We start from the raw sequence: 25584 nt of genomic DNA, 5'->3' as shown, positions 1-25584 counted from the left end.
TGGGAGGCGGCTTGCCGGCGATGAACGATGACGCGATTTTCCTGACCTGCCGCGTCGACTGCATCGCCGGCAAGCCGCCTCCCACAAAAGCGTGTCCATTAAGCAGATTACGCGTTGTTCGATAAGAGGGGGCGGCGTGCTGCGCAAAGGTGTGCAATCTGTCGAAAACAGGCCAGGCGGGGCGTGTATTGAACCGGGCGGGTTCGTTAACTAAAACCCGGCCCGGGAAAACATACGCTGGCGACGATTTATTACGCGTCCCTGACCTGCCCTTCCAGCTCGGCCTTGAGTCCTGGATCAAGCTTCAACGCGCGAGCCAGTTCATCCAGATAAGCACGCTCCATGAAGTGTTCCTGATCCACCAGCATCACACTGGCGATGTACATTTCTGCCGCCATTTCAGGCGTGGTGGCTGCCCGCGCGACTTCGGCCGGGTCCAATGGCTTGTTCAACTCGGCATGCAGCCAGCTTTGCAAGGTCTGATCGGTGCTCAGCTTGCTGAATTCGCCTTCGATCAGCTCGCGTTCACGCTCGTCCACATGGCCATCGGCCTTGGCAGCCGCCACCAGCGCCCGCAGGATCGCCTGGCTGTGCAACTCGGCTTCCGAGTCCGGCAGGCGGTCGATGGTCTGCGGCTCACGCTGACCGGTCACGCCTTGACTGGCTTGCCAGTTGTTGTAGGCCTTGTAGGCCAGCACACCTAACGCCGCCAGACCGCCGTATTTCAGTGCCTTGCCGCCCATGCCTCGAGAGCCTTTGCCCCTGAGCAGGCTCATCGCACCCGCCGCCAGCGCGCCACCGCCCGCACCGGACAGCAGGCCTCCAAGACCGCCCTGGCTGCCGCTTTTATTACCGCCGAGAAGGCTGCCCAGTCCGTCCATCAATGAATCACTTCCTGAAGACGGCTTGCCGGACTTGGGCTTGCCGTTGACCTTGTCCTGCAACATGTTCTGACCAGACTTGAGCAACTGATCGAGTAAGCCACGCGTATTCACAGGGAACCTCCACAGGATTGTCAGATGAATCATTGACCAGCAGGTTAAACAGAAGTGACAAAACGCCAGAAACAGGTGTGCTTCCAGATGTTGCAGCTGGCCGCAGACCGGGATCGGTTCAAATCGTATTCGCCCTGCAGCGGAAAAGACGCAACGCCTGGAAATCGAAATGGTCGATTCATGTGGGCGTCGAAAAAGAGGACAATGCGAGCCACTAATCTGGATCGGACGTCGATGCAATCGACGCTCATCACTCTTCCATTACTGTCCAGCCGTCCATCGGGAGCTTGCTGAAGTGATATCACGAGTCGGCTTCCCTGCAGGCAGCAGCGAAGCAGCCGAGACAATCAGGACCAAAGACTGGAACCACACCTCGCTTGGTCCTGTGGACCAATGGCCTGTGACGTTGAAGAATGCGCTCAACCTGATCCTCAACAGCCCCGAATCCATGTATCTGCTGTGGGGGCCCGAGCTGATTTTCTTCCACAACGATGCTTATGCGCCGATTCTCGGACCTCGCAAAGAGCGGGCCATCGGCGCTCTGATGCATGAGTTGTGGGCTGATGTCTGGGATCAGGTGCTTCCATTGGTCGAGGAAGCGTTGAACGGCCAGGCCGGCCGATGGCAGGACATGCCTTTGACCATGGCGCGCTTCGGTGAAATCGAGCAGACCTGGTGGTCGTTCTCCTTCTCGCCATTGATTGATGAACACGGCACCACCGTCGGCATGTTTTGCGCCACCAACGAAACCACCCAGCACGTGCTCGATCAGCGCGCACTTCAAGCCAGCGAAAGCAAACGCCGCGAGCTGATCGAAGAGTTGATCGAACACGAAAAGCAGCAGACCGCCAAGCTGGAACAACGAACGCTGGAGCTGGACACGTTCTGGAAGATCTCACCCGATCCGCTGGCCATGCTCGATTTCAACGGCACTTTCCTGAGGGTCAACCCGGCCTGGAACGCCCTGCTCGGCCGCACCGAGCGTGAAATGATCGGCACCTCGATCCTGGATTTGCTTCACCCGGACGATGTCGCAAGCACGCAAAATGCGCTGACGCACACCATCAGCCATGTCCTGCCATTGTTCGAAAACCGTTACAAACATGTCGACGGCACGTATCACTGGTTCGGCTGGACGGCCGCGCCGGGCAACGGCGTCATCTTCGCGCTGGGCAAGCACCTGACCCACGAAAAGCAGCGCATCGAAGCACTTCGCATCACCGAAGAAGCACTGCGTCAGTCACAGAAGATGGAGGCGGTCGGACAGCTCACCGGTGGCCTTGCGCATGACTTCAACAACCTGCTGATGGGCGTCACCGGCAACATGGAGTTGCTTCAGTCGAGGGTCAAGCAAGGCCGTTTTGCAGAACTGGACCGTTACATCGGCTCGGCACTGGAAGGCTCAAGGCGTGCGGCCTCGCTGACGCATCGATTGCTGGCCTTTTCCCGCCGCCAGACGCTTGATCCAAAAGCAACCGATGTCGACCAGTTGATAGCAGGCATGGATGAACTCATCAGACGTACCGTGGGGCCTGCCATCGACATGCAAGTGCGCCCCACACCAGGGTTGTGGTCGACCATGGTTGACCCGCACCAACTGGAAAACTCACTGCTGAACCTGTGCATCAATGCCAAGGACGCCATGCCGGACGGTGGCCAGTTGCTGATCGAGACCGGCAATCGCTATCTGGACAGCCCGACTGCAGCGAAACATGAGCTGACGGCGGGTCGCTATGTGGAACTGACGGTCAGCGACACGGGCACAGGAATGACCAGGGAAGTGATCGGACGGGCATTCGATCCGTTTTTCACCACCAAACCCATCGGTATGGGTACAGGCCTCGGACTGTCGATGATTTACGGCTTTGCCCGGCAATCCGGCGGAGGTGTCAGCATTTTTTCGGAGACAGGGAAAGGCGCGAAACTCAGTATTCTCCTGCCGATGTTCGAAGGTCAGGCCGAGCCCGTACTGCATGACTGCGCTATACCGGTGCCTTCACAGAACGCTGGCGGCGAAACCGTTATGGTTGTCGATGACGAGCCAACGGTACGTCTTTTGATCACCGAAGTGCTTGAGGATCTGGGGTATCTGGTGCTGCAGGCCGACCGAGGCTCTGCTGCGCTGGAAATCCTGCAATCGAAGGCGGCAATTGATCTGCTCGTGACCGACGTCGGCCTGCCCGGCGGCATGAACGGCCGTCAGGTTGCAGACGCGGCCAGAGCGGTGCGCCCCGATCTGAAAATCCTCTTCGTGACCGGTTACGCGGAAAACGCCGCGCTCGCACACGACACGCTGGAGCCCGGCATGTACGTGCTGCCCAAGCCTTTCTCCATCGCAGCACTGACCGGACGGGTGACCGAATTGCTGGACAGCGCGAATGAGCGGTTGTAGCGCTTGTAGCGCTTGCGCTTAGAAGACTCAGGACCGTGGTGGGGACCTCCCACAAAAACGTGTTCAGTCAGCAGATTACGTGTTGTTTGATAAGAGGTGGCTTGCCACCTCTCTCTGGCTTCCCTACCAAACCCTCTGCCAAACCGTCAGTCCCGCAGATCAGACTCGTGAATCGGCTGGTCACGGTGTGTCGCGCGCTGGTATTGCGCGGGCCAGGTGGCCAGTCGTCCGCCGAGATCGTCATCGGCATGCAGCGGCCAGTACGGATCACGCAGCAGCTCCCGGGCGAGCAGGATGATGTCGGCCTGACCGGTACGCAGGATGTGCTCTGCCTGTGCAGGATCGGTGATCATGCCGACTGTGCCGGTCGCGATGCCGGATTCCTTGCGCACGCGTTCAGCGAAGCGGGTCTGGTAGCCAGGACCGACCGGGATTTCCGCCTTGGCTGCGGTGCCGCCTGAGGACACGTCAATGAGGTCTGCACCCAGCGCCTTGAGGCGACGTGCCAGTTCCACGGTCTCGTCAGGATTCCAGCCATCCTCTACCCAGTCGGTCGCCGATACGCGCACGAACAGCGGCAGTTCTTCAGGCCAGATTGCGCGGACCGCTTCGGTCACTTGCAGGGTCAGACGAATGCGGTTTTCGAAAGAGCCACCGTATTCATCCGTGCGCTGATTGCTCAGCGGAGAGAGGAACTGATGCAGCAGGTAACCATGCGCCGCGTGGATTTCGACGACTTTGAAACCTGCGGTCAGCGAACGGCGGGCCGCGTCCACGAATGCCTTGATCACTTCCTGAATCTGGATGTCGCTCAGTTTCACCGGAGCGGTGTGTTGCGGGTCGAAGGCAATCGCCGACGGACCCACCGGGGTCCAGCCGCCTTCGCTCTCGGGGATGCTGCCGTGTTTACCCAACCACGGACGCCAGGTGCTCGCCTTGCGCCCGGCATGTGCCAACTGGACACCTGCAACGGCTCCCTGCGCAGTGATGAAACGCGTGATGCGCTGCAACGGCTCGATCTGCTCGTCGTTCCACAGGCCAAGGTCTTCCGGGGTAATGCGACCATCCGGCGTCACCGCCATGGCTTCAGTGATAACGAGCCCCGCGCCACCGACGGCACGGCTGCCCAGGTGCACCAGATGCCAGTCGTTGGCCAGACCATCGACACTGGAATACTGACACATGGGCGACACAGCAATACGATTACGCAGCGTCAATTGGCGCAGGGTATAGGGCTCAAGCAGCAGGCTCATGGCAACCTCTCAGGGTAAAAATTCGGGTGTCCCGGCTCGGGTTCAGCGAGCAGTTTTCAGAGGACAGAGCCTAGTCGACAACCCATGAGCCTGAGGGGTTCCTGCTTATTCTCAGCGTGGCGCGATGTGCACCACCATCAGTTGCACGGTTTCGTTGCCACGGAATTCGTTAAGATCCAGCTTGTAGGCCAGTTCAACCCAGCGAATGTTGGGGTTGGGCCAGATATCGCGATCCACGCTGAAAGCAATGCCATCCAGCTTGACGCTGCCGCACTCGGTCTTGAGCACCATCTTCAAATGCCGCTCACCCACCACGCGTTGCTCCACCAGCTGGAATACGCCATGAAACAGCGGCTCAGGGAAATGCTGTCCCCAGGGCCCGGCATTACGCAGCGCGCGGGCCAGTTCCAGATGAAACTCTTCGACCGCCAGCGAGCCATCCGACAGCAAGCGTCCGGTCAGGTCCTGTTCATCAAGCTGACGCCGTACCTCCTGATCGAACGCCTCGGCGAACGCCGGAAAGTGCTCTTCGGGCAAGGACAGACCCGCTGCCATGGCGTGCCCGCCGAACTTGCTGATCAGGTGCGGATGAGCCGCCGCCACTGCGTCCAGCGCGTCACGAATATGGAACCCCAGCACCGAGCGGGCCGAGCCCTTGAGCACGCCCTCCCCGGCGCTGGCAAACGCGATGGTCGGACGGTGATAACGCTCTTTCATGCGCGAGGCCAGAATGCCGATCACGCCCTGGTGCCAGTCCGGCTCGAACAGGCACAGGCCGAACGGCATGGACTCGACCGGCAGGTCCTTGAGCTGGGCCAGTGCTTCACGCTGCATGCCCTGCTCGATGGATTTGCGGTCCTGATTCAGTTCATCCAGTTGCACGGCCATTTCACGCGCCAGCGTCGGGTCGTCACAGAGCAGGCACTCGATGCCCAGACTCATGTCATCCAGACGTCCCGCCGCGTTCAAACGCGGCCCGAGGATAAAACCCAGGTCGGTGGAAGTGATGCGCGACGGCTCGCGACGCGCCACTTCCAGAATCGCGCGCAAGCCGGGTCGTGCGCGACCGGCGCGTATGCGCATCAGACCCTGATGCACCAGAATGCGGTTGTTGGCGTCCAGCGGCACAACGTCCGCCACGCTGCCCAGCGCCACCAGATCCAGCAGTTCGCCCAGATTGGGCTGGGCGCGCTGATTGCGTTCGAACCAGCCGCTGTCACGCAGGCGCGCGCGCAACGCCATCAACACGTAAAAGATCACGCCGACGCCCGCCAGCGATTTGCTGGGGAACGTACAGCCGGGTTGATTGGGATTGACGATGGCATCGGCTGCCGGAAGCTCGTGACCCGGCAAGTGGTGATCGGTGACCAGCACCTGCAAACCGGCTGCCTTGGCCGCTGCCACGCCCTCGACGCTGGAAATGCCATTGTCGACGGTGATCAGCAGTTGCGGCTTGCGCTGCAGCGCGACCTCGACGATTTCCGGCGTCAGACCGTAGCCGTACTCGAAACGGTTCGGCACCAGATAGTCGACATGCTCGGCTCCCAGCAGGCGCAGCCCCAGCACACCGACAGTACTGGCCGTTGCACCGTCGGCATCGAAGTCGCCGACGATCAGCATGCGCTGACGTTCATCCAGCGCGGTCACGAGCAAGTCGACGGCGGCATCGATGCCCTTGAGCTGTTGATACGGAATCAGTCGCGCCAGGCTCTTGTCCAGTTCGGCCTCACTCGCCACCCCCCTTGCCGCGTACAGGCGGGTGAGCAACGGAGGCAGATCGCCAAGAAAAGGCAGGGTGTCGGGCAACAGACGAGGTTCGATGCGCATGCGGGTCAGCTGATTCTCTTGATGTGTCGGTACAGGGTAAACAGTGCGGTATCAGCCGCGCTCGCCAGCGAGCCACTGCAGCTGGACTTCGTGCTGGCCACGGTCATCGGTGACAAACACAGTGCCTTCGCTGATCATCACATCCCACTTGATGACGCGGGGCATGTCTTTGGCCAGCACTTCGAGGACTTCCTGCGGAACGGCAGCGATGTTCACGTTCTTCAGGTTCTTGATCGCCGGAATGACCTTGCCTTCCCAGACCCGCAGACTGCCGTAAGCCAGCAGACTGGTGCGCTCGGTACGACGCGAACACCAGGTCAGGCGGTCGGCATCGGGCTGGCCGACTTCGATCCAGTGCAGAACACGGTCATCCAGGCTTTTTTCCCACAGCGCCGGTTCATCTACATCAGACAGACCGCGACCGAAGGCAAGCTGCTCGTTGTACCAGAAGGCATAGGCCAGCAGGCGCACGGTCATGCGCTCTTCGGTTTCCGAGGGGTGACGGGCGATGGTCTGCTTGACGCTTTCGTAAACACCCCGGTCGAGGTCGGTCAGGTTCAGTTCGAATTTGTAGGTCGTGGACGGCTGGGCCATGAACGGGCTTCTAGAGTCTGGAGGAAAGACGACAAGTCTAACCGATGCAGGGCTCCGCGAACGAATCGGTGCGTGGATCGGCTTGCCGGACAGCGAAAATCAGATAGCCTCATAAACGCAGAACCACCGTGATATGTGACGCCAGCGGCGCGGCGCGACTCAAAAGCCTGTTACTTGACACACTTGGCCTATGACATTTTCGAGGATGAGACAGACGAATGATTCTTCGTGCCTCGTACTGCGTAATGATTCGCCTGATGCTGGCGCTGTTGTGGCTAGCCGTGCCCGCGACGAGCCAGGCGCGGGAAACATTGACCTGGCTGTTGCGCGACCTGCCGCCCTCGACGATCTTTTCGGGGACCATGCAGGGCCAGGGCGCCATCGATCAACTCATGCCCCTGCTGACCGCCGGGATGCCCGAATACGATCACGTGGTGATGCACGTCAATAGGGCCAGAGCCATACAAACGCTCAACGACGGCACGAGCCTGAGCTGCGACCCGACCATGCTCTGGACGCCCGAGCGCGCCAGAACCATTGTGTTCTCCATTCCGGCATTCGTTCTGTACAGCAGCGGACTTGTCGTGTTCAAGGACGACATGGCGAAGATCGAGCCCTTTGTCTCGCAAGGCAAAGTCGACCTCGACGCTCTGATGGCCAGTAATACCGTCAAGCTCGGCGCAGTTGCCGAACGCAGTTACGGAGGCGTCATCGACAAGACGCTCCAGGACAGCCATGAACAGACACTGAGCCTGCACTATGGCAGCGACGCGGTCGGGAGCCTGTTGCAAATGGTGCAGGCCGGACGCTTGCAGGGTCTGCTCGGTTTCTGGTTCGAAGCGCGCTATCAGGCGCTGCAACAGGGGATCAGTCCACAAGCGTTGATCTTCCTGCCCATCGTTGAAAATCCCGTGTACCAGGTGGCCTACATCGGCTGCAGCAATACACCCGAGGGCAGGCAGGCAATGCAACTGATCAATCGGGAAATGCGCACTCTGCGCGAAAGCAGCCTGATGGGGCTTTATGCACAATGGCTGGCCCCGGAACAGCGTGGCGATTACCTGCGCGACGTGAAGGCCATCTTCGACAAAAAATGATCCGCAGAAAAGACAAACCCCGGGCAGAGTCACACTGCACGGGGTAATCGGATGCGTCGTCAGACGCTGATCAAGGGAGCGGCTGGCGTCCCTTGGTCTGCATTGCCATCAGGCGAATGTCGGGGCACCGACAAAGGTACGGCTCATCGCTGCGTTGCGCATGGCAGCAATGACACAGGGCTCGATCCTGCCTTCGGCAACCATCAAATCCCGATGAAGCCCGTCGACCACATCCGTCAGTTGACGTTTGTCACCCAATTGATCGGCAGTGAACATGCGCTCGATCACACAGGCACCGGATGCATCTCTCAACGTCACAAGACGTTCGCCACGTGCGCCGGCCGGGCCGATGCTGGCCTTGTAGGGAGCCAGCGCTTCGCTTAGCAGTAAGCTGATATTTTCCATATGAACCACCACTCAACTGTTTGAATGCAAAGGTGCTAACCAATGACCATCGGCGACGGCAGAAAGTTCTTTTCTGCGTTGCACTGCCGGCGACGTTCTCTGAATTCGAGCATGCCTGCTGAATGTGACAGGGAAAAAACCGGGGTTCGACAGACAGCCGTCAACGCCTGTCAGACGGCCCTCACCGACAGACAATGCAAATTGTTGTCAGCTCCGTAGGAAATTTCAGCAAAGATAAGCGCCATCGCCTACAAAGCGCCGCTCTCTGGTGCACCTTTGATAAACAACCGACTCAGATGAAATACCATTAGCCCCCCTCTGACGGAGCCATGCCTTGAGCGCATCCACCGGTCACCCTCTGCGTATCATCCTGGCTGATGACCACCCCATTTTTCTGATCGGACTGCGTGTGGTGCTTGAGCAGGACAACGCCGCAGCGGTGGTTGCACAGGCGAGCAATCCCGACGAACTGCTGGCGGCGCTCAACGAACATGACTGTGATGTGCTGGTCACGGATTTCATGATGCCGGTCGAGCAGCAGAACGACGGTCTGCGGCTCCTGCAACGCATTCGGCGGGACTTTCCGGCGCTGCCTGTGGTGGTGGTGACAACCCTGAGCAACGCCGGACTGTTTCAGGCAATGCTGTATCTCAACGTTCAGGGCCTGTTGAGCAAAGCCAGCGTCGCCGGAGAGCTGCCCGTCGCCATCGAAAGCGTCCGCCGCGGACGGGTCTTTCTGGCCGATTCGGTGCGCCGGGTGCTGCAGGACGCTCAGCAGTTGGGGCCTGACTCACCATTGGCGCTCGAACAGTTGTCGCCCAGAGAACTGGAAGTACTGCGCCTGCTGTCGGCCGGCCATGCGGTGGGCCGGATCGCGACTCAGCTCAACCGCAGCAAGCAGACCGTCAGCGCTCAGAAAGTAAGCGCCATGCGCAAGCTGGGTGTGGCGAATGACGCAGCGTTGTTCATGTATCTGCAGGAACATGGTCTGTCGTAAGCGCCGCGGCATGTGCGTGGGAAGCCGCGCTGCGTTCGAACAGCCATCGTGCCAGATCCACCGGGGCCATCGGCCGGGCAATGAAATAGCCTTGAATGGCCGGTGTGCCAAGCGCCAACACGCTGTGAAAATCATCCAGGGTTTCGACGCCCTCCACCACCACGTTCATGGACAAGCGCTGAGCCATGACCATCGCACCCGCAACGACGGCAGCCTTGCGAACATCATCCCCTATGCCTCGAACGAAATCGGTGGGGATCTTCAACTCGCTGAAAGGCAACTGCAGCAGGCGATCGATGTTCGAGGCCCCCATACCGAAGTCGTCGATCGACAATTTACAGCCCTGCATGCAAAGCCTTAACAGCTCTTCCAATTGCCAGTTCTGTGGCTGCTGCGCGTCCTGCTCAAGGATTTCCAGTGTCAGCACACTGGCCGGCAACTCATGACGCGCAAGCGCCTGCGTGATCTGTTCAGCGAAATCCATCTGCTGGAGTATCTGCGGTGCAAGATTCACCGATACCGGTAGCGCCCGCCCCTGCTCACGGTTCATCTGCGCCGAAAACGCCAGCGCCTGATCCAGCACGCGCCAGGTCAACGGCTCGATCAGTCCTTCGGCCTCGATGACCTCCATAAACTGGCCCGGTGTCAGCAGGCCGTACACCGGGTGCTGCCAGCGCACCAGCGCCTCGGCACCCAGAACATCACCGTCGAGACTGACCTTTGGCTGAAAGTGAGCGACCCATTGCGTGGCGCACGCTGCAGGCTCCATGGCGTCGCCGAACAACTGCAGAGCATTCAGCGCGCAGGGCACTTGCCGCTTGGGAGCTGATTCTTCGACCTTGAGCGCAGGTGGCTGATAAGCCTTGAACAACTCGCTCAAGGCTGCGGCGGATGCAGGTTTGGACAGGCAACCCAGCACTTCCAGGCCCTGAGCAACGGCAAGACGGGCTACGCCTTCAAGTATCGAGGTGGCCGTACTGCTCAGAATGATCAGGGCATTGGCCATGTTTTCGGCAGCCAGATAACGAATCAGCTCCAGGCCATCCGGACCGTCCATCTGCAAGTCACAGATGGCGATATCGACAGGGCCACGGCTGTTCAGGGATGCACGGGCCGCTTCGACACTTTCAGCGGTTCGCACATCGAAAATCTGATTGGCGTTGAGCATCTGGTGCAACGCCATCAATTGAAAGGGGTGGTCTTCGAGAACCAGAACCTTGAGTGAACACACAATCATGCCTATCGGGGAAAAAGCCATCGGGCCCAGAGAGGCCGTACTCTAGAGGCTCGAGAAAGCGATCCCCATAGGACAAGTCTTAAAACGCTACACCCGGTCCCGGTGCGCAGTGTGTTCATCCAGGCTGAGGCGATATTTCGGGCAGCTCCACCAGATGCACTTCGATGTCCATGCGCAGGCTGCCGATGGCCATCTCCAGTGCCGGCCAGCGTTCAAGCGTATCGGTTTCGGCCTCGCGCCGGGTGGCGTCATCCAGCGCCATGCACGCCCTGGCCAACGGCATGGCATCGATCAGGCTGGCGGCGCCCTTGAGGCGGTGCAGCGATGCTCCAAGTGTCGGCCAGTCCCGCGAGTGCACGGCAGCTTCCAGCGCCGAGTGTTCATGCAGAAGGTTTTTCCAGAGTTCGGCCAGCAGACGCTGCATCTGTTGTTGATTGGCCTGGGTCATGCGCTGCAAGGTCTGAAGATCGAAGGTCGGCTCTCGGACCAGCTCTGCCAGTTCATGAGCCAGACGCTCCAGCGACAAGGGTTTTATCAGCAGGCCGTCCATGCCCGACGCTTCACAGCGCAGGTTTTCATCGCTCAGCGCATTGGCCGTGCAACCGATGACGGGGCACCGCTGGCGCCTCTCCTGCGCCTCGATACGCCTGATGGCTTCTGTCAGGGCATAGCCACTGATGCCTGGCATGTTGCAATCGGTGATAACGGCATCGAATTCACCTTCCCGCCAAACGTTCAGCGCAGTTTCGCCGCCGTCGACAGGCACCACCTGATGGCCGAGAAACTCGAGCTGACGAGTCAGCACCATACGATTGGCGGACAGATCATCGACCACCAGCAAATGCAGACTGCGCTGGTCTGCAGGCGTCGCGACGGATTTTCCATCCGGTGCGACGGCGTGCTGAACTCTGGCGAACGAGACGTCGATGGCAATCCGCGTCCCGTTACCCGGTTCACTGTGCAGGCTGATATCACCGCCCATCAGCTCCACCAGTTGGCGGGAGATACTCAGCCCGAGCCCGGTACCGCCGTAACGGGCGGCCGTGTCGTCGCTGGCCTGAATGAAAGGCTGAAATACCTGTTGCTGGCGCTCCGGCTCGATACCAGGGCCGCTGTCCTCGACACCGATACGTATACGCGACTCCGTGGTGCCGTCAGCGGGCTGTGCATCAAGTGCCTGTACAGTAATCACCACGGCGCCCTGGCCGGTGAACTTCAACGCGTTACCCACCAGATTGTGCAGGACCTGACGCAGCCTCAAGGGATCCAGCCAGTAATCGCCTTTCACTCGCTCGTCGAGCTCAAGACGAAGCGCCAGCCCTTTCGCCTCGGCCTGAGCGGCGAACAGATGAACAACGCCCTCGAAGAAGGCCTGTAAAGACGTGACTTCAAGGGACAACTTCATGCCCCCGGCTTCGATGCGGGCCAGATCCAGACTGTCGCCCACCAGCGCCACAAGCTCCTGAGCCGAGCGATGCGCCACCCGAATGGCCTGGGAAGGCTGATGCCCGAGACGCAGCGCCTGCGCGCACTCAAGCTCCAGCAGACCGATGATTGCGCCCATCGGGGTGCGAATCTCATGACTCATGGTAGCCAGAAATGCGCTTTTGGCCTCGTTCGCCTGGTCCGCCTGGCGCAGCGCTTCTTCCAGCTGCAGCTCCAGCCGCTTGCGCTCGGTTATATCGATCCAGCCACCCAGCAACCCCTGTAATTGGCCGTCCGCGCCGAAGAAAGGTACCGTCCATTGCCAGGCATCCACACGCTTGCCGTAAAGCTCCATGGTGCGATCGGCAAAAATCGGCTGATGATCCTCCAGCAGTTTCACGTAATCGGCGTGCATCTGCTCGGCTACGGAGCGAGGTATCAGATCGACATCGGTCAGTCGTCGGCCATTCAGTTGCTCGAAACTGACGCCGAAGCTTTCTTCGTAACTCCGGTTACAGGAAATCAGCCGACCCTTGAGGTCGCGCACATAGATCGGGTTGGGAATGCCATCGAGCAATGCGCGCTTGAAGGCCAACTGGTCACTCAATTGCCTTTCCACCCGCAGACGTTGCCGAATCTGCGCCTTCAGCCTGCTGCTCCAAAGCAGCGATACCAGACCGGTCAACAGCGCCAGGATCACCGCCCATATGACCCATTGCGGTATGCGGGTCCAGAGCGAAGGCTGGGGTAAGGTCGAGCCCAGCCACTTCACTCTGATGGAGCGCAGTTCGGCGACTGGGAACTCTTCCAGCGCCTTGTTGAGAATGCCCAGCAACTCGGGTTGCGACTTGACCACTGAAAACCGGTCCGGCGACCATTTTCCGTCAACGCTGCGGGCGACCTTCAGCTCGCCGGACGGAAACAGATAGGCGCCTGCCTCGTTCTGAATGGTTGCATCGGCAACACCGCTTTCCACCATCGACCGCGCCTGATCATAGGTGTTGGCAAGCTTTAGCTGAATCTGTGGATACTCGCGCCGTATCTGATCTTCAAGGGCATGCCGGGCGGGCAAGGCAAGTACCCGCCCTTCCAGGCTTGCCAGCGAGACATTGGAAGAACTGTCGGAGCGCACGACGAAAACCCAGCTGTTGCCGCCGAAGGAATAGGTGAAATCCAGAAAGCGCCGACGCTCCGGGTTTTCCGCAAGCGTGGTGTTCATGTCGGCCATGCCGGTGCGCAAGGCGTCTATGCTCTGCTGCGTGGAAGGCACTTCGCGGTGAATGAACTGCAGACCGGTCATGCGTGATATGCGCGCCAGCACGTCGATATTGAGCCCCACCCACTGACCATTCCGGTCCTTGTAGATATAGGGTGGGTGTTGGGTTGTGGATACCGTGACGCTGGGATGCTTGACGATCCAGCGCCGCTCGGCACCCGTCAGGCTGATGCGTTGCCCTGCCAGATCTGCACCCAGCCCCACCGTCCAGCGTCCGGTGACTTCGCGACAGACAGCGGGATCGATGCTGGCCAGCGCACGGTCGATCAGGCCCAGCAATCGCTGTTCCTGCGCACGCACCGCGAATGCGAACCCCACCGGTGGCAGCACGCTTTCAAACTTTATCTGCAAGCCCAGATAGGGCCGCAGCGCGATATAGGAACGGACGATGACCTCGTTACCGATGAAGACGTCCGCCTCGCCCTGGCTCAAGGCCTCGAGCGCACTGTAGAGGTTGGGAGCGATGATGATCTCGCTCTGTGGATAGGCGCGGTGCACGACATCCGAATCCGCATAGCCGTCGAGTAAAACCACTTTCTTGCCTGCAAGACTGAGCGAAGGACTAAGGTCGTTGCCCCGCCCGACCACGATCGAGTGATCCGGCATGTATTCGGTGGAAAACGCCAGCCCCTTCACACCCCGTTCGAACCCATTGGCGCTGGTCAGTATGTCGATGCTTCCATTGCGCAGAGCGTCGATGGCTTCCTCGCGCTGGGCGAATCCGGTGACTTGCATGGATATGTTGAGCTGATCGCCGACCAGCCCCAGGTAGTCGGCACTGATGCCCTGATAGCGATTGCGGTCACTGGTGATATCGATGGGTTCGTAGTCGGCAATGGCGATACCGACGCGAAGCACCTTGCGCTGATCCAGCCACTGCCGGTCAGAGACTTCCAGCGGCAGGTCGGGAGAAGCCAGAAAGGGGGCTGTCAGGGTAAACGGCAGACTCTGTGCAGCGACCGCCGCCCGAGCAAAAACAAGAATCAGCAGAAAAGCCATCGCGTGCCAGACGCGATCACCCGTTACCTTGCCTGTCCCCCTGACAACACCTTGCATACTTGCTTGCTTCACAACGACCGACTCATCTGTATGAACTGAAAACCCCCGGAAGTTTGGCACGTAGAAACGAGAAGGCCCGCTGGTGGGCGGGCCTAAAGTTGTTACACAACGATTCCGTCAGAGCGGTTTTCCGCGGTTGCCATGCTGGCTGACGAAAGCCTGTATGGCTTTCAGGTCATTGGGCAGAACCGTGCAGCGTTCGTCACGCTCGAAAAGATCAGACATATGTGCAGGTAGCTCAAGTGCTTTTCCTACGCCCGCCTTCTCGACTGCCTCGGGGAACTTGACCGGATGCGCCGTGCCCAGAATCACCATAGGCGTGTCCAGGCTGCGTCGGCATTCGCGTGCCGCCCTGACACCGATTGCGGTATGCGGGTCCAGCAATTCGCCGGTCTTTACAAACACATCGGCGATGGTTTCGCAGGTCTCTTCGTCACTCACTGCCAGAGAATCGAACAGCTTGCGGGTCTCGGTCCAGCGCTCTTCTTCGACGCTGAAACCGCCACCCTGCCTGAAGTTGCTCATCAGCTCGGCAATGGCCAGGCCGTTGCGACCGTGCATGTCGAAGAGCAGACGTTCGAAGTTGGACGACACCATGATGTCCATCGACGGCGACAGCGTGGCGTGCAGGGTTTCCTTGACGTACTGATTGCCGCTCATGAAGCGGTGCAGGATGTCGTTGCGGTTGGTGGCCACGATCAGTTGATTGATCGGCAGGCCCATGTTGCGGGCCAGGTAACCGGCGAAGATGTCGCCGAAGTTGCCGGTCGGTACCGAGAACGACACCGAGCGCGCAGGGCCGCCCAATTGCAGCGAGGCGTGGAAGTAGTAGACGATCTGGGCCATGATCCGCGCCCAGTTGATCGAGTTGACCGCGACCAGACGAGTACCTTTCAGGAAGCTCTGATCGGCGAAGCTGGCCTTGACCATCTCCTGGCAGTCGTCGAAGTTGCCTTCCACGGCGATGTTGTGGATGTTGTCACCGAAGATGGTGGTCATCTGGCGACGCTGAACGTCCGACACGCGATTGTTCGGGTGCAGGATGAAGATATCGACGTTGTCACAGCGACGGCAGCCTTCAATGGCAGCCGAGCCGGTATCACCGGACGTGGCGCCCATGATGACGACGCGCTCGCCACGCTTGGCCAGCACGTAATCCAGCAGGCGACCGAGCAGCTGCAGGGCGAAATCCTTGAACGCCAGCGTCGGGCCGTGGAACAGTTCCAGAACCCATTCGTTACCGTTCAACTGACGCAGCGGTGCAATGGCGCTGTGGGAGAACACGCCGTAGGTTTCTTCGAGAATCTGCTTGAAGTCCGCGTCCGGGATGCTGCCGGTCACGAACGGCCGCATCACCCGGAAAGCCAGCTCGTGGTAAGGCAGACCTGCCCAGGACGCGATCTCTTCCTGGGTGAAGCGCGGCAGGTTTTCCGGCACATACAGGCCGCCATCGGTGGCCAGTCCGGCCAACAGCACATCTTCGAAATTCAGCGCAGGCGCTTGGCCGCGAGTACTGATATAGCGCATGGGATCAAACCTTTGGTCTGAGCGTCGAGCCCGCAGGCTCGCCGCCTTGATTAATTCAGATGTTCAACACGGATGCGAACCACCGGGCCGACTACGTCCTGCAGGGCTTCCAGCGCTTCAATGGCGTCGTTGATACGCTGCTCGATCACTCGATGCGTCAGCAGAATCATCGGTACCAGACCGTCATGCTCTTCGACTTCCTTCTGCATGATCGACTCTATATTGATGCCGCGCTCGGACAGGATGCTCGCCACCTGAGCCAGGACGCCCGGATGATCCTTGGCCTGGATACGCAGGTAATAGGCGCTTTCACAGGCTTCGATCGGCAGGATCGGATGAGCCGACAGCGAATCGGGCTGGAAGGCCAGATGCGGTACGCGGTTCTCTGGATCGGAGGTCATGGCGCGCACGACATCCACCAGGTCGGCGATGACCGAGGAAGCGGTCGGCTCCATGCCTGCACCGGCACCGTAGAACAGCGTCGAACCGGATGCGTCACCGTTGACCATTACAGCATTCATCACGCCGTTGACGTTGGCGATCAGACGGTCGGCGGGAATCAGGGTCGGGTGCACGCGCAACTCGATGCCCTGTGCGGTGCTACGCGCCACACCCAGATGCTTGATGCGATAGCCCAGCGCTTCGGCGTAATTCACGTCGGCGGTGGTTAACTTGGTGATGCCTTCGGTATAGGCCTTGTCGAACTGCAACGGAATACCGAATGCAATGGACGCCAGGATGGTCAGCTTGTGAGCGGCGTCGATGCCCTCGACGTCGAATGTCGGGTCCGCTTCGGCATAGCCCAGCGCCTGCGCTTCAGCCAGCACGTCCGGGAAGGTGCGGCCCTTCTCGCGCATTTCGGTCAGGATGAAGTTGCCGGTACCGTTGATGATGCCGGCCACCCAGTTGATACGGTTTGCCGAGAGGCCTTCACGAATTGCCTTGATGACCGGGATGCCACCAGCGACCGCCGCTTCGAACGCAACGATGACGCCCTTCTCGCGAGCCTTGGCGAAGATTTCGTTGCCATGAACGGCAATCAGCGCCTTGTTGGCGGTGACCACGTGCTTGCCGTTTTCGATGGCCTTGAGCACCAGCTCGCGGGCGACCGTGTAGCCACCGATCAGCTCGATGATGATGTCGATTTCAGGGTTGCTGGCCACTGCGAACACATCGCTGGTGGTAGGCGTACCGGTAATCTGGCAGTTGGGGTTTGGTGTACGAACCGCAATTTGCGCAACTTCGATTCCACGCCCGGCGCGGCGGGCAATCTCCTCGGCGTTACGTTTGAGTACGTTGAAAGTACCGCCACCGACAGTACCCAGCCCACATATGCCTACTTTGACCGGTTTCACTGATGAACTCCCCGAAAAACAGCCGATCCTGAATCGGCTGTGAAAAACAGTCGCGTATCGCCACGCGACTACAATTTAGCGAGACGGCGGCAAGGCCGTTGTGTCACGACGCAGCGCCAAAGCTGCGCCAGGTATTACTTGGCACCCAGCGCCAGCTTGGCGACCTGGGCTGCAGGCTGATAGCCCGGGATGACCTGACCATCGGCCAGAACGATCGCCGGCGTGCCATTCACACCGATGGACTGACCCAGCTCGTACTGTTTGGTAACCGGGTTGTCGCACTTGGCGGCTTTGATGTCCTTGCCGTCGACCATACGGTCCATGGCACCCTTGCGGTCCTTGGAACACCAGACGGCCTGCAACTGCTCGTCACCCGGAGAACCCAGACCCTGACGCGGGAAGGCGAGATAACGCACTTCAACGCCCATCTTGTTCAGCTCGCCGACTTCTTCATGAAGCTTGTGGCAATAGGGGCACGTGGTATCGGTGAACACGGTGATGTGCGATTTGGTTTCACCCACAGCCGGGTAAACCACCATCTCGGCGGCCGGAATGGCATTGATGGTCTTGGAAATGGCCAGACGCTCGGTTTTCTCGGTCAGGTTGACCGGCTTGCCGTTCTGGACCTGAAACAGGTAACCCTGAACCACGAATTGCCCGTCGGCGCTGGCATACAGCACGCGGCCACCCTTGAGCTTGACCTCGTAAAGACCATTGAGCGGACTCGGTGCGATGCTTTCCACCGGAAGTTCCAGTTTGAGCGTATCGAGGGTCTTGCGAATGGCCTGCTCAGGAGCGGCATCGGCCAGGACAAACGTGCTGAACGTACCAGCCAGTGCAACAACGGCAGCAGCAAAAATCTGGGGCAAGCGCATGAAAACTCCTATCGACGGCGGACAGGACGACCACTGCGCAAACGTAGCAGGTCGGCCTGGTTCTGCGAAACCGGCAAAGCCTATCACATAAGGCCCGTAACACCGACCCGGACGACGTCAGGACGCCGGGTAATTTGCAACCGGAACTATCCTCGCGGATGGTGCCTGGCATGCAGATCCTGAAGCCTGGCACGTGCCACATGCGTATAGATTTGCGTCGTTGACAGATCGCTGTGACCCAGCAACATTTGCACCACACGAAGATCGGCACCGTGGTTGAGCAGATGCGTGGCAAACGCATGGCGCAGCGTATGCGGGGATAGGGATTTATCGATGCCCGCGACCATGGCCTGATGCTTGATCCGATGCCAGAAGGTCTGCCGGGTCATCTGTTCCCCGCGCTGACTGGGAAACAGCACATCACTGGGACGACCGTTCAACAGCTCGTCCCGGGCACCCCGCATGTAACGCTCAACCCAGACAATGGCTTCCTCGCCCATCGGTACCAGACGTTCCTTGCTGCCCTTGCCCATCACCCGCAGCACGCCCTGACGCAGATTGACCTGCTCCAGCGTCAGACTGATCAGCTCGGTCACCCGCAGACCGCAGGCATAGAGCACTTCAAGCATTGCGCGATCCCGTTCGCCAATGGCTTCACTCAGGTCCGGCGCCGCCAGCAGCGCTTCTACGTCAGCTTCGGACAGCGACTTGGGCAGCGGCTTGCCCAGTTGCGGCATGTCGACCTGCAGGGTGGGATCGACAGCGATCAGCTTTTCGCGCAGCAGGTAGCGATAGAAACCGCGCGCGCCCGACAGAAACCGCGCGGTCGAGCGCGGCTTGTAGGCCTGATCCACCCGCCAGGCCAGATGATCGAGAATGGCCTCGCGCCCGGCAGTGGCCAGGTCTACGTTGCGTTCCTGCAGCCAGCCGTGAAACAGGGCCAGATCGCTGCGATAGGCGTCTCGGGTGTTGTCGGACAGGCCCTTCTCCAACCAGAGGGCGTCGAGAAACTGGTCAATCAGCGGGTGGTCGATGGCAGGCATGGGTACTCGGGCTTATGCAGCAGGACGAAGATGCATCATTAAACACCAGACAATAAAAAAGCAGCCCGAAGGCTGCTTTTTTCATGCATCGAAAAACTGTATCAGGACAGTTTTTCCTTGATGCGAGCTGCTTTACCGGACAGGTCACGCAGGTAGTACAGTTTGGCCTTGCGAACGTCACCGCGACGTTTCACAGCCATGCTGTCGATTTGCGGGCTGTAGGTCTGGAAAGTACGCTCAACGCCAACACCGTTGGAGATTTTACGAACAGTGAAAGCACTGTTCACGCCACGGTTACGCTTGGCAATTACAACGCCTTCAAAGGCCTGCAGACGAGCGCGGTCGCCTTCCTTCACTTTCACCTGAACGACAACGGTGTCGCCCGGGGCAAAGGTAGGGATCTCTTTGGTCATCTGCTCTGCTTCGAGGGCAAGAATGATTTTGTTAGTCATGCTGGTGCTCCTAAGGTAATCCGTCTGGATCGACCATCGATACGTTAACTATCGTCCCGCTCGCGGATGTATTCCGCCAGCAGCTTCTTCTCTTCTCCAGAAAGCGAGCGGCTTTCCAGAAGATCAGCGCGTCGTTCATAGGTCCGCCCAAGGGACTGCTGTAAACGCCAACGCCGGATGTGCGCGTGATTGCCACTTAGCAACACGTCGGGAACACGCTGATCCGCATACACCTCAGGTCGGGTGTAATGCGGGCAATCCAGCAGACCGTCCGTGAAGGAATCTTCCTCCGCGGAGTCCACATGCCCTAAAGCTCCAGGCAGCAGCCGCGTAACCGCGTCAATCAGGACCATCGCCGGCAGCTCGCCACCGGAAAGAACATAGTCACCAATCGACCACTCTTCATCGACATGAGCCTCAATAAAGCGCTCGTCAATGCCTTCATAACGACCGGCGATGAGGATAATCGCGTCCTCCTGCGCCAGTTCGCGTACCGCAGACTGATCCAGCTTGCGGCCTTGTGGCGACAGGTAAATCACCTTCGCCGCATCCCCCGCCGCCTGCCTGGCCTGAACCAGAGCATCTTCAAGGGGCTTGATCTTCATCACCATGCCCGGACCACCGCCAAATGGGCGATCATCCACAGTGTGATGGCGATCAGTGGTGTAATCCCGCGGATTCCAACAGGTAAGCTGCAACAGCCCCTGTTTCACCGCACGGCTGGTGATGCCGTATTCGCTGATGGCGGAAAACATCTCGGGAAACAGACTGATGACTTCTATGCGTAGGCTAGCCATGGCACTCAGAAGTCCGCATCCCAATCCACCTTCATCTCGCCAGCACCCAGGTCGACTGCCAACACGCATTGCTCCGTATAGGGCAACAGGCGTTCACGATCATCCAGACTGCCCGCGCAGGGCTTTACAACCATTACATCGTTCGAACCGGTTTCGAGCAGGTGATCGATTTTCCCGAGCAGTTGTCCGAGTTGGTCAATAACCTTGAGGCCTTCAAGCTGGTACCAGTAGTACTCGCCATCGTCCAGATCAGGGAACAGGTTACGCGGCACGCAGATTTCGTAACCGGAGAGAAGACGGGCTTCTTCACGATCATCGAGACCCTTGAGCTTTGCGACCAGAAACTTGCTTTGCAAGCGTCCGCTGACCAGCTCAACCTGCTTCTCAACGCTGCCTTCGCGCCGAAGCGTCCAGGTTTTGTAGTCCAACAGGTTTCCAATCGGATCAGTAAAGGAAAAAACCTTCACTTCGCCGCGAACGCCATGAACTGAGTAAATCTTGCCAATGACGATCAGATCGTCGGCAGGTGCAGGCGTCGCGTTCATAAGACTCAGGCCGCAGCCTTTGCCTTGTTGTGCTCTTTGAGCAGCTGTGCAACGCGCTCAGAAGTTTGTGCACCTACGCTCAACCAGTAGTTGACGCGCTCTTCGTTAACGGACAAACGGATTTCCTGACCACGGGCAACCGGGTTGAAGAAACCAATTTGTTCCTTGTGGGAACCGTCACGAGCGTTGCGGCTGTCGGTTACGGTCAAGTGGTAAAACGGGCGCTTTTTGGAGCCGCCAAGGGCAAGACGGATGGTTAGCATTGAACATCGTTCCTGTAGTCGGTGCTGCAAATCTAAGATGCACAGCGGGCATAGGTGCCCGAAAGGCCGCATATTCTAAGGAATATCCCGACTTTTGCAAATGTCTTTTTCCGGCGCCTATAGGCGTGCCGTCCAGATTTGCTGGAGCGCTGTCGGTATGACAGCGGGTAGAAGCCCGCACAACGCGGGCTGAGCGGGGGTCGCCCCCCATGCGGGACGCGCGCAAGACACTACGCGCGCGACACAATCACATCTTTGGCATGCCGCCGCCGGGGAACATTCCACCCATGCCGCGCATCATTTTTGCCATTCCGCCCTTGGCGGAGAACTTCTTCATCATCTTCTGCATCTGTTTGTGCTGCTTGATCAGACGCCCGATGTCCTGAACCTGAGTCCCCGACCCCATCGAAATGCGGCGCTTGCGCGAACCGCTGATCAGATCGGGGTCACGGCGCTCGGCCGGCGTCATCGAATTGATGATGGCTTCCATCTGCTTGAACTGCTTCTCGGCTGCACCCTGCGCGTTACCCATCTGCGACAGGTTGACGCCGCCGATGCTCGGCAGTTTGTCCATCAGGCCGCCAAGGCCGCCCATGTTCTTCATCTGTTGCAGTTGATCGCGGAAGTCTTCGAGGTCGAAGCCCTTGCCCTTCTTCAGCTTCTTGGCCAGTTTGTCGGCCTTGTCCTTGTCGAGGGTCTGTTCGGCCTGCTCGATCAGGCTGAGCACGTCGCCCATGCCGAGGATTCGCGAAGCGATACGGTCCGGGTGGAACGGCTCGAGCGCGTCGCTCTTCTCGCCCATACCGATGAACTTGATCGGCTTGCCAGTGATGGCCCGTACCGACAACGCGGCACCGCCACGTGCATCACCGTCGACCTTGGTCAGGATCACGCCGGTCAGCGGCAGCGCATCGCCGAATGCCTTGGCGGTGTTGGCAGCATCCTGGCCGGTCATGGCGTCGACGACGAACAGCGTCTCGGCCGGCTTGACCGCCGCGTGCAGCGACTGGATCTCGCCCATCATCTCGGCGTCGATGTGCAGACGGCCGGCGGTGTCGACGATCACCACATCAATGAATTTGAGTTTGGCTTCCTTAATAGCAGCCTGGGCGATGTCCACCGGCTTCTGGCTGATGTCGGACGCAAAGAACGTCACGCCGATATCGTTGGCCAGGGTTTCAAGCTGCTTGATGGCGGCGGGACGGTAAACGTCGACCGAAACCACCATCACGGTTTTCTTCTTGCGCTCTTTAAGGAAGCGCGCCAGCTTGCCGGCAGTCGTGGTTTTACCCGCACCCTGCAGACCGGCCATCAGCACGACGGCTGGCGGCGTGACGTTGAGCACCAGATCTTCGTTGGCGGCGCCCATCAGGCTTTCGAGTTCGGCCTGGACGATCTTCACGAACGCCTGGCCCGGCGTCAGGCTGCGCGACACTTCGGTGCCGACCGCACGTTCCTTGACGTTGTTGACGAAGTCCTTCACCACCGGCAGCGCGACGTCGGCTTCGAGCAAGGCCATGCGCACTTCGCGCAGCGTGTCCTTGATATTGTCCTCGTTCAGCTTGGCCTTGCCAGTTACGTGGCGAAGCGTCTGCGAGAGGCGGTCTGTCAGATTTTCAAACATGGGCGATCCTTTCAGGCTCTCGTCGAACCCCGGTTGATGCGGCCCGGCCCGTGATGCAGAAATGGCGCTCGGCGAGCCTGCGGCTTGAGCAGGTGGCGGATTATAGCGAAGACTCCGCTGCACGGACACCACGCAGACTGCTTCTGTGGTCTTTCGTGATTTGCCGGTTCTATGCCAAACTCAGCGTCTTTTCAGGCCCGTCCATCAGGATCTATGTCCCCTTTGCCACCCAGCCTGCTCCCCAGCCTCGCCGCCGCCAGTCTTTACGCCGCTGCGACCGTCTATCAGGGTCTTCGTCTGAGCCAGAGCGTCAGGCCTGACAAGCGGCTGCTGTACCTGCTCGGCACGCTTGCCGTGATCGTCCATGCCATTGGCCTGTTCTCGCAACTGGCACGCCCGGTCGGCCTTGGTCTGGATTTCTTCAATTCGGCCAGCCTGATTGCTGCGTCGGTGATCGTCGTGACCCTGATCGCTACCACCCGCATCCCGGTGGAAAACCTGCTTGTTCTGCTGTTCCCTCTCGGCATGATCACCGCCCTGCTGGCGCAGTTTGCGCCGAGTGGCACGGTGCAGCCGATCGACGAAGAGCCCGGCATTCTCAGCCATATTCTGCTGTCGCTGCTGGCCTATGGCATGTTTACCATCGCAGCATTCCAGTCCCTGCTGTTGCTGGTGCAGGATTACCAGCTCAAGCACAAGCATCCGCTGGGCCTGATCAAGAATTTCCCGCCCTTGCAGACGATGGAAAGCCTGTTGTTCGGTTTCCTGTGGGCAGGCTGGATACTGCTGTCGCTGTCGCTGATTTCCGGCTGGGTGTTCGTCGAAAATCTGTTCGCTCAGCATCTGGCGCACAAGACGCTGCTGGCCTGTCTTGCCTGGATCGTGTTCAGCGTGCTGCTGTGGGGCCGTAACCGCCTCGGCTGGCGTGGACACAAGGCCATCCGCTGGACGCTGGGTGGCTTCTGCCTGCTGATGCTGGCCTATTTCGGCAGCAAGCTGGTACGCGAATTCATTCTGCATATCTGACGGGCGATGATCATGGATAACCTGCCTATCGCCCCGCTGCTTGGCGTTCTGGCGCTATTGATACTCTGGTCCGGCCTGTTCACGGCGGTGGAGAACGCGCACCAGCAACTCAAGATCATGCGCGCAGGCAGCCGTCCCGGCGACTCGACACTGCCTGAGCTGGCCTTCAACCTCAACAGCCTGATTCTCTGTAATACGTTGATCAGGGTGCTGATCACCGTCATTGCGACCCTGATTGCCGCCGATTACCGGTTCTACAACGGGCCGACCGTGGCCTGGCTGGGCACCGCTGGCGTGTTGCTGGTGTTTGGCGAGTACATGCCGCGTCGTCTGGCCAGTCGCTACCCCGTCTCGACACTGCACTTGGGCAACGGCCTGCTGCGCCTGCCGATGATGATCGTCCGCCCGGTGACCTGGGTGTTCAATACCCTTGCGAAAACCCTGCTGCGTCCGGTTCTCAAGGGCAATGTGCAGGACCCTGGCCGGGAGTTCGACGAAGAAGCACAGCAAACCCCTCATCACGACGGCGTTCAGGAACATTACCCACGCGCTAACGTGCTGTCCGGCATTCACGCACTGAACAGCATCACCGTGAATGACATCCTGATTCCGCGCAGCGAAGTGGACGGCGTCAACCTTGACGACTCCATCGAGCTGATCATCGAGCGCCTGATCATTTCCCGTCACACGCGCCTGCCGGTGTTTCACAACGACATCAATCAGGTGCAAGGCATCATCAACACCCGCGACATCAGCCACCTGCTGCCCAAGGGCACGCTGACCAAGGAACAGCTGCTGTCGGTCTGCTATGAACCGTACTTCGTACCAGAAAGCACGCCGTTGCAACTGCAACTGCTCAACTTCCACAAGCAGCAGCGTCGCCTTGGCGTAGTCGTCGATGAGTATGGCGAAGTGCTGGGCATAGTGACGCTCGAGGACATTCTCGAGGAAATCGTCGGCGAGTTCGAAAGCGAGCAGACGCTCGACAATCCGCACATCAAACGTCAGGAAGACGGCCGTCTGGAAGTGGAAGGTGCCGCCTCCATCCGCGATTTGAACAAGAGCCTGGGCTGGCACTTGCCGTCTGACGGCCCGAAAACCCTGAACGGACTGGTCACCGAGGCACTGGAGACCATTCCCGAAGCGCCGGTCTGCCTGAAAATTGGTCCATACCGACTGGAAATTCTGGAAACCGAAGACAACCGCGTCACGCGCGTCGCCATGTGGCAGAACGCGCCGAGCCTGGTTTTCAAGTAAGGAACGACTCAGCGCCGTGTAAGCACTTGTTTCAGGTCCAGTCCGCTTCCTATAATCGAGACGCTTATCCAGCCCGGCCGTCGTTGTGCTACCCGCACGCCAGACGATAGGCCTGTAGCCTGAACGCTTCAATTTCTCTGGCTCGCGCCCTTACCCATGAGCGCGGCCTTTGCCCTCTCGCCCAACCGGGCTACGCTGCTCAGCGCTGCGCCATAATGACGTAACAACCACAATAACGAAGACTTGCCGTCGCGCATGCCCTG

21 protein-coding genes are annotated in these 25584 nt (G+C 59.4%); 5 read left to right on the top strand and 16 right to left on the bottom strand.

Annotated elements, in window-relative coordinates; translation table 11 throughout:
* Nucleotides 1-251: 251 nt before the first annotated feature.
* Entirely contained in the window at nucleotides 252-995 is a 744-nt protein-coding gene (locus AO065_RS07565; protein WP_004878902.1) for a tellurite resistance TerB family protein, read from the bottom strand.
* 295 nt (nucleotides 996-1290) lie between these two features.
* Here AO065_RS07565 and AO065_RS07560 point away from each other — a divergent pair, with 295 nt between their 5' ends.
* A complete protein-coding gene (locus tag AO065_RS07560; RefSeq protein ID WP_004878900.1) occupies nucleotides 1291-3387 on the top strand; it encodes a response regulator in 2097 nt (698 codons plus the stop codon).
* Between the two features lie 146 nt (nucleotides 3388-3533).
* On the opposite strand, the gene AO065_RS07555 is transcribed toward AO065_RS07560, so the two are convergent.
* The 3 genes from AO065_RS07555 to AO065_RS07545 all read right to left on the bottom strand — a co-directional run bounded on the left by AO065_RS07555 (nucleotide 3534) and on the right by AO065_RS07545 (nucleotide 7061).
* Nucleotides 3534-4640 carry an NADH:flavin oxidoreductase/NADH oxidase gene (locus tag AO065_RS07555; protein WP_004878898.1) on the bottom strand — a complete coding sequence of 369 codons (1107 nt, stop codon included), beginning with the start codon at nucleotides 4638-4640 and terminating at the stop codon, nucleotides 3534-3536.
* 111 nt (nucleotides 4641-4751) lie between these two features.
* Complete coding sequence (recJ, locus tag AO065_RS07550) at nucleotides 4752-6467, bottom strand: single-stranded-DNA-specific exonuclease RecJ (protein WP_004878896.1); 1716 nt, start codon at nucleotides 6465-6467, stop codon at nucleotides 4752-4754.
* A gap of 51 nt (nucleotides 6468-6518) precedes the next feature.
* Nucleotides 6519-7061, bottom strand: a complete 543-nt coding sequence (locus AO065_RS07545) for a YaeQ family protein (protein WP_004878894.1) — start codon at nucleotides 7059-7061, stop codon at nucleotides 6519-6521.
* Between the two features lie 257 nt (nucleotides 7062-7318).
* Between AO065_RS07545 and AO065_RS07540 the strand changes: the two genes are divergently transcribed.
* Nucleotides 7319-8158: a TIGR02285 family protein gene (locus AO065_RS07540; RefSeq protein WP_032650158.1), complete on the top strand. Its 840-nt coding sequence runs from the start codon at nucleotides 7319-7321 to the stop codon at nucleotides 8156-8158.
* 108 nt (nucleotides 8159-8266) lie between these two features.
* Here AO065_RS07540 and AO065_RS07535 read toward each other — a convergent pair whose 3' ends face one another.
* On the bottom strand, nucleotides 8267-8563 hold the full coding sequence (locus AO065_RS07535; protein ID WP_004878890.1) for a DUF3509 domain-containing protein: 297 nt from the start codon (nucleotides 8561-8563) through the stop codon (nucleotides 8267-8269).
* Between the two features lie 334 nt (nucleotides 8564-8897).
* Here AO065_RS07535 and AO065_RS07530 point away from each other — a divergent pair, with 334 nt between their 5' ends.
* Nucleotides 8898-9560, top strand: a complete 663-nt coding sequence (locus AO065_RS07530; protein ID WP_004878888.1) for a response regulator — start codon at nucleotides 8898-8900, stop codon at nucleotides 9558-9560.
* On the opposite strand, the gene AO065_RS07525 is transcribed toward AO065_RS07530, so the two are convergent.
* The 11 genes from AO065_RS07525 to ffh all read right to left on the bottom strand — a co-directional run bounded on the left by AO065_RS07525 (nucleotide 9529) and on the right by ffh (nucleotide 23038).
* A complete protein-coding gene (locus tag AO065_RS07525; protein WP_032650156.1) occupies nucleotides 9529-10797 on the bottom strand; it encodes an EAL domain-containing response regulator in 1269 nt (422 codons plus the stop codon). The two genes, AO065_RS07530 and AO065_RS07525, sit on opposite strands and share 32 nt — an antisense overlap.
* Nucleotides 10798-10912: 115 nt before the next feature.
* Entirely contained in the window at nucleotides 10913-14497 is a 3585-nt protein-coding gene (locus AO065_RS07520; RefSeq protein WP_004878885.1) for an ATP-binding protein, read from the bottom strand.
* 177 nt (nucleotides 14498-14674) lie between these two features.
* Nucleotides 14675-16084: a threonine synthase gene (gene thrC / locus AO065_RS07515; RefSeq protein ID WP_004878882.1), complete on the bottom strand. Its 1410-nt coding sequence runs from the start codon at nucleotides 16082-16084 to the stop codon at nucleotides 14675-14677.
* A 50-nt stretch (nucleotides 16085-16134) separates the two neighbouring features.
* A complete protein-coding gene (locus tag AO065_RS07510; RefSeq protein WP_004878879.1) occupies nucleotides 16135-17439 on the bottom strand; it encodes a homoserine dehydrogenase in 1305 nt (434 codons plus the stop codon).
* A gap of 134 nt (nucleotides 17440-17573) precedes the next feature.
* The gene (dsbC, locus tag AO065_RS07505) at nucleotides 17574-18314 is read right to left on the bottom strand and encodes a bifunctional protein-disulfide isomerase/oxidoreductase DsbC (RefSeq protein WP_004878878.1); all 741 of its coding nucleotides are present in this window, start codon (nucleotides 18312-18314) and stop codon (nucleotides 17574-17576) included.
* Nucleotides 18315-18460: 146 nt separating this feature from the next.
* Nucleotides 18461-19357 (bottom strand): site-specific tyrosine recombinase XerD, encoded by an 897-nt coding sequence (gene xerD / locus AO065_RS07500; protein WP_004878876.1) that lies wholly within the window; start codon nucleotides 19355-19357, stop codon nucleotides 18461-18463.
* A 101-nt stretch (nucleotides 19358-19458) separates the two neighbouring features.
* Nucleotides 19459-19809 carry a 50S ribosomal protein L19 gene (gene rplS, locus AO065_RS07495; protein ID WP_004878874.1) on the bottom strand — a complete coding sequence of 117 codons (351 nt, stop codon included), beginning with the start codon at nucleotides 19807-19809 and terminating at the stop codon, nucleotides 19459-19461.
* Nucleotides 19810-19853: 44 nt separating this feature from the next.
* Nucleotides 19854-20606: a tRNA (guanosine(37)-N1)-methyltransferase TrmD gene (trmD, locus tag AO065_RS07490; RefSeq protein ID WP_004878872.1), complete on the bottom strand. Its 753-nt coding sequence runs from the start codon at nucleotides 20604-20606 to the stop codon at nucleotides 19854-19856.
* Between the two features lie 5 nt (nucleotides 20607-20611).
* Nucleotides 20612-21151: a ribosome maturation factor RimM gene (rimM, locus tag AO065_RS07485; protein ID WP_004878870.1), complete on the bottom strand. Its 540-nt coding sequence runs from the start codon at nucleotides 21149-21151 to the stop codon at nucleotides 20612-20614.
* A 5-nt stretch (nucleotides 21152-21156) separates the two neighbouring features.
* Nucleotides 21157-21414, bottom strand: a complete 258-nt coding sequence (gene rpsP, locus AO065_RS07480) for a 30S ribosomal protein S16 (RefSeq protein WP_004878869.1) — start codon at nucleotides 21412-21414, stop codon at nucleotides 21157-21159.
* A 247-nt stretch (nucleotides 21415-21661) separates the two neighbouring features.
* Entirely contained in the window at nucleotides 21662-23038 is a 1377-nt protein-coding gene (gene ffh, locus AO065_RS07475) for a signal recognition particle protein (RefSeq protein WP_004878868.1), read from the bottom strand.
* A 213-nt stretch (nucleotides 23039-23251) separates the two neighbouring features.
* Between ffh and AO065_RS07470 the strand changes: the two genes are divergently transcribed.
* Nucleotides 23252-24064, top strand: a complete 813-nt coding sequence (locus AO065_RS07470; protein WP_032650150.1) for a cytochrome C assembly family protein — start codon at nucleotides 23252-23254, stop codon at nucleotides 24062-24064.
* A 12-nt stretch (nucleotides 24065-24076) separates the two neighbouring features.
* The gene (locus tag AO065_RS07465; RefSeq protein WP_004878865.1) at nucleotides 24077-25321 is read left to right on the top strand and encodes a transporter associated domain-containing protein; all 1245 of its coding nucleotides are present in this window, start codon (nucleotides 24077-24079) and stop codon (nucleotides 25319-25321) included.
* Nucleotides 25322-25584 lie beyond the last annotated feature (263 nt).

The sequence above is a fragment of the Pseudomonas viridiflava genome, from assembly GCF_001642795.1.
GTDB lineage: Bacteria > Pseudomonadota > Gammaproteobacteria > Pseudomonadales > Pseudomonadaceae > Aquipseudomonas > Aquipseudomonas viridiflava.
The sequence above is the reverse complement of the archived record's forward strand: the minus strand, read 5'-3'. Positions and strand labels throughout refer to the sequence as shown.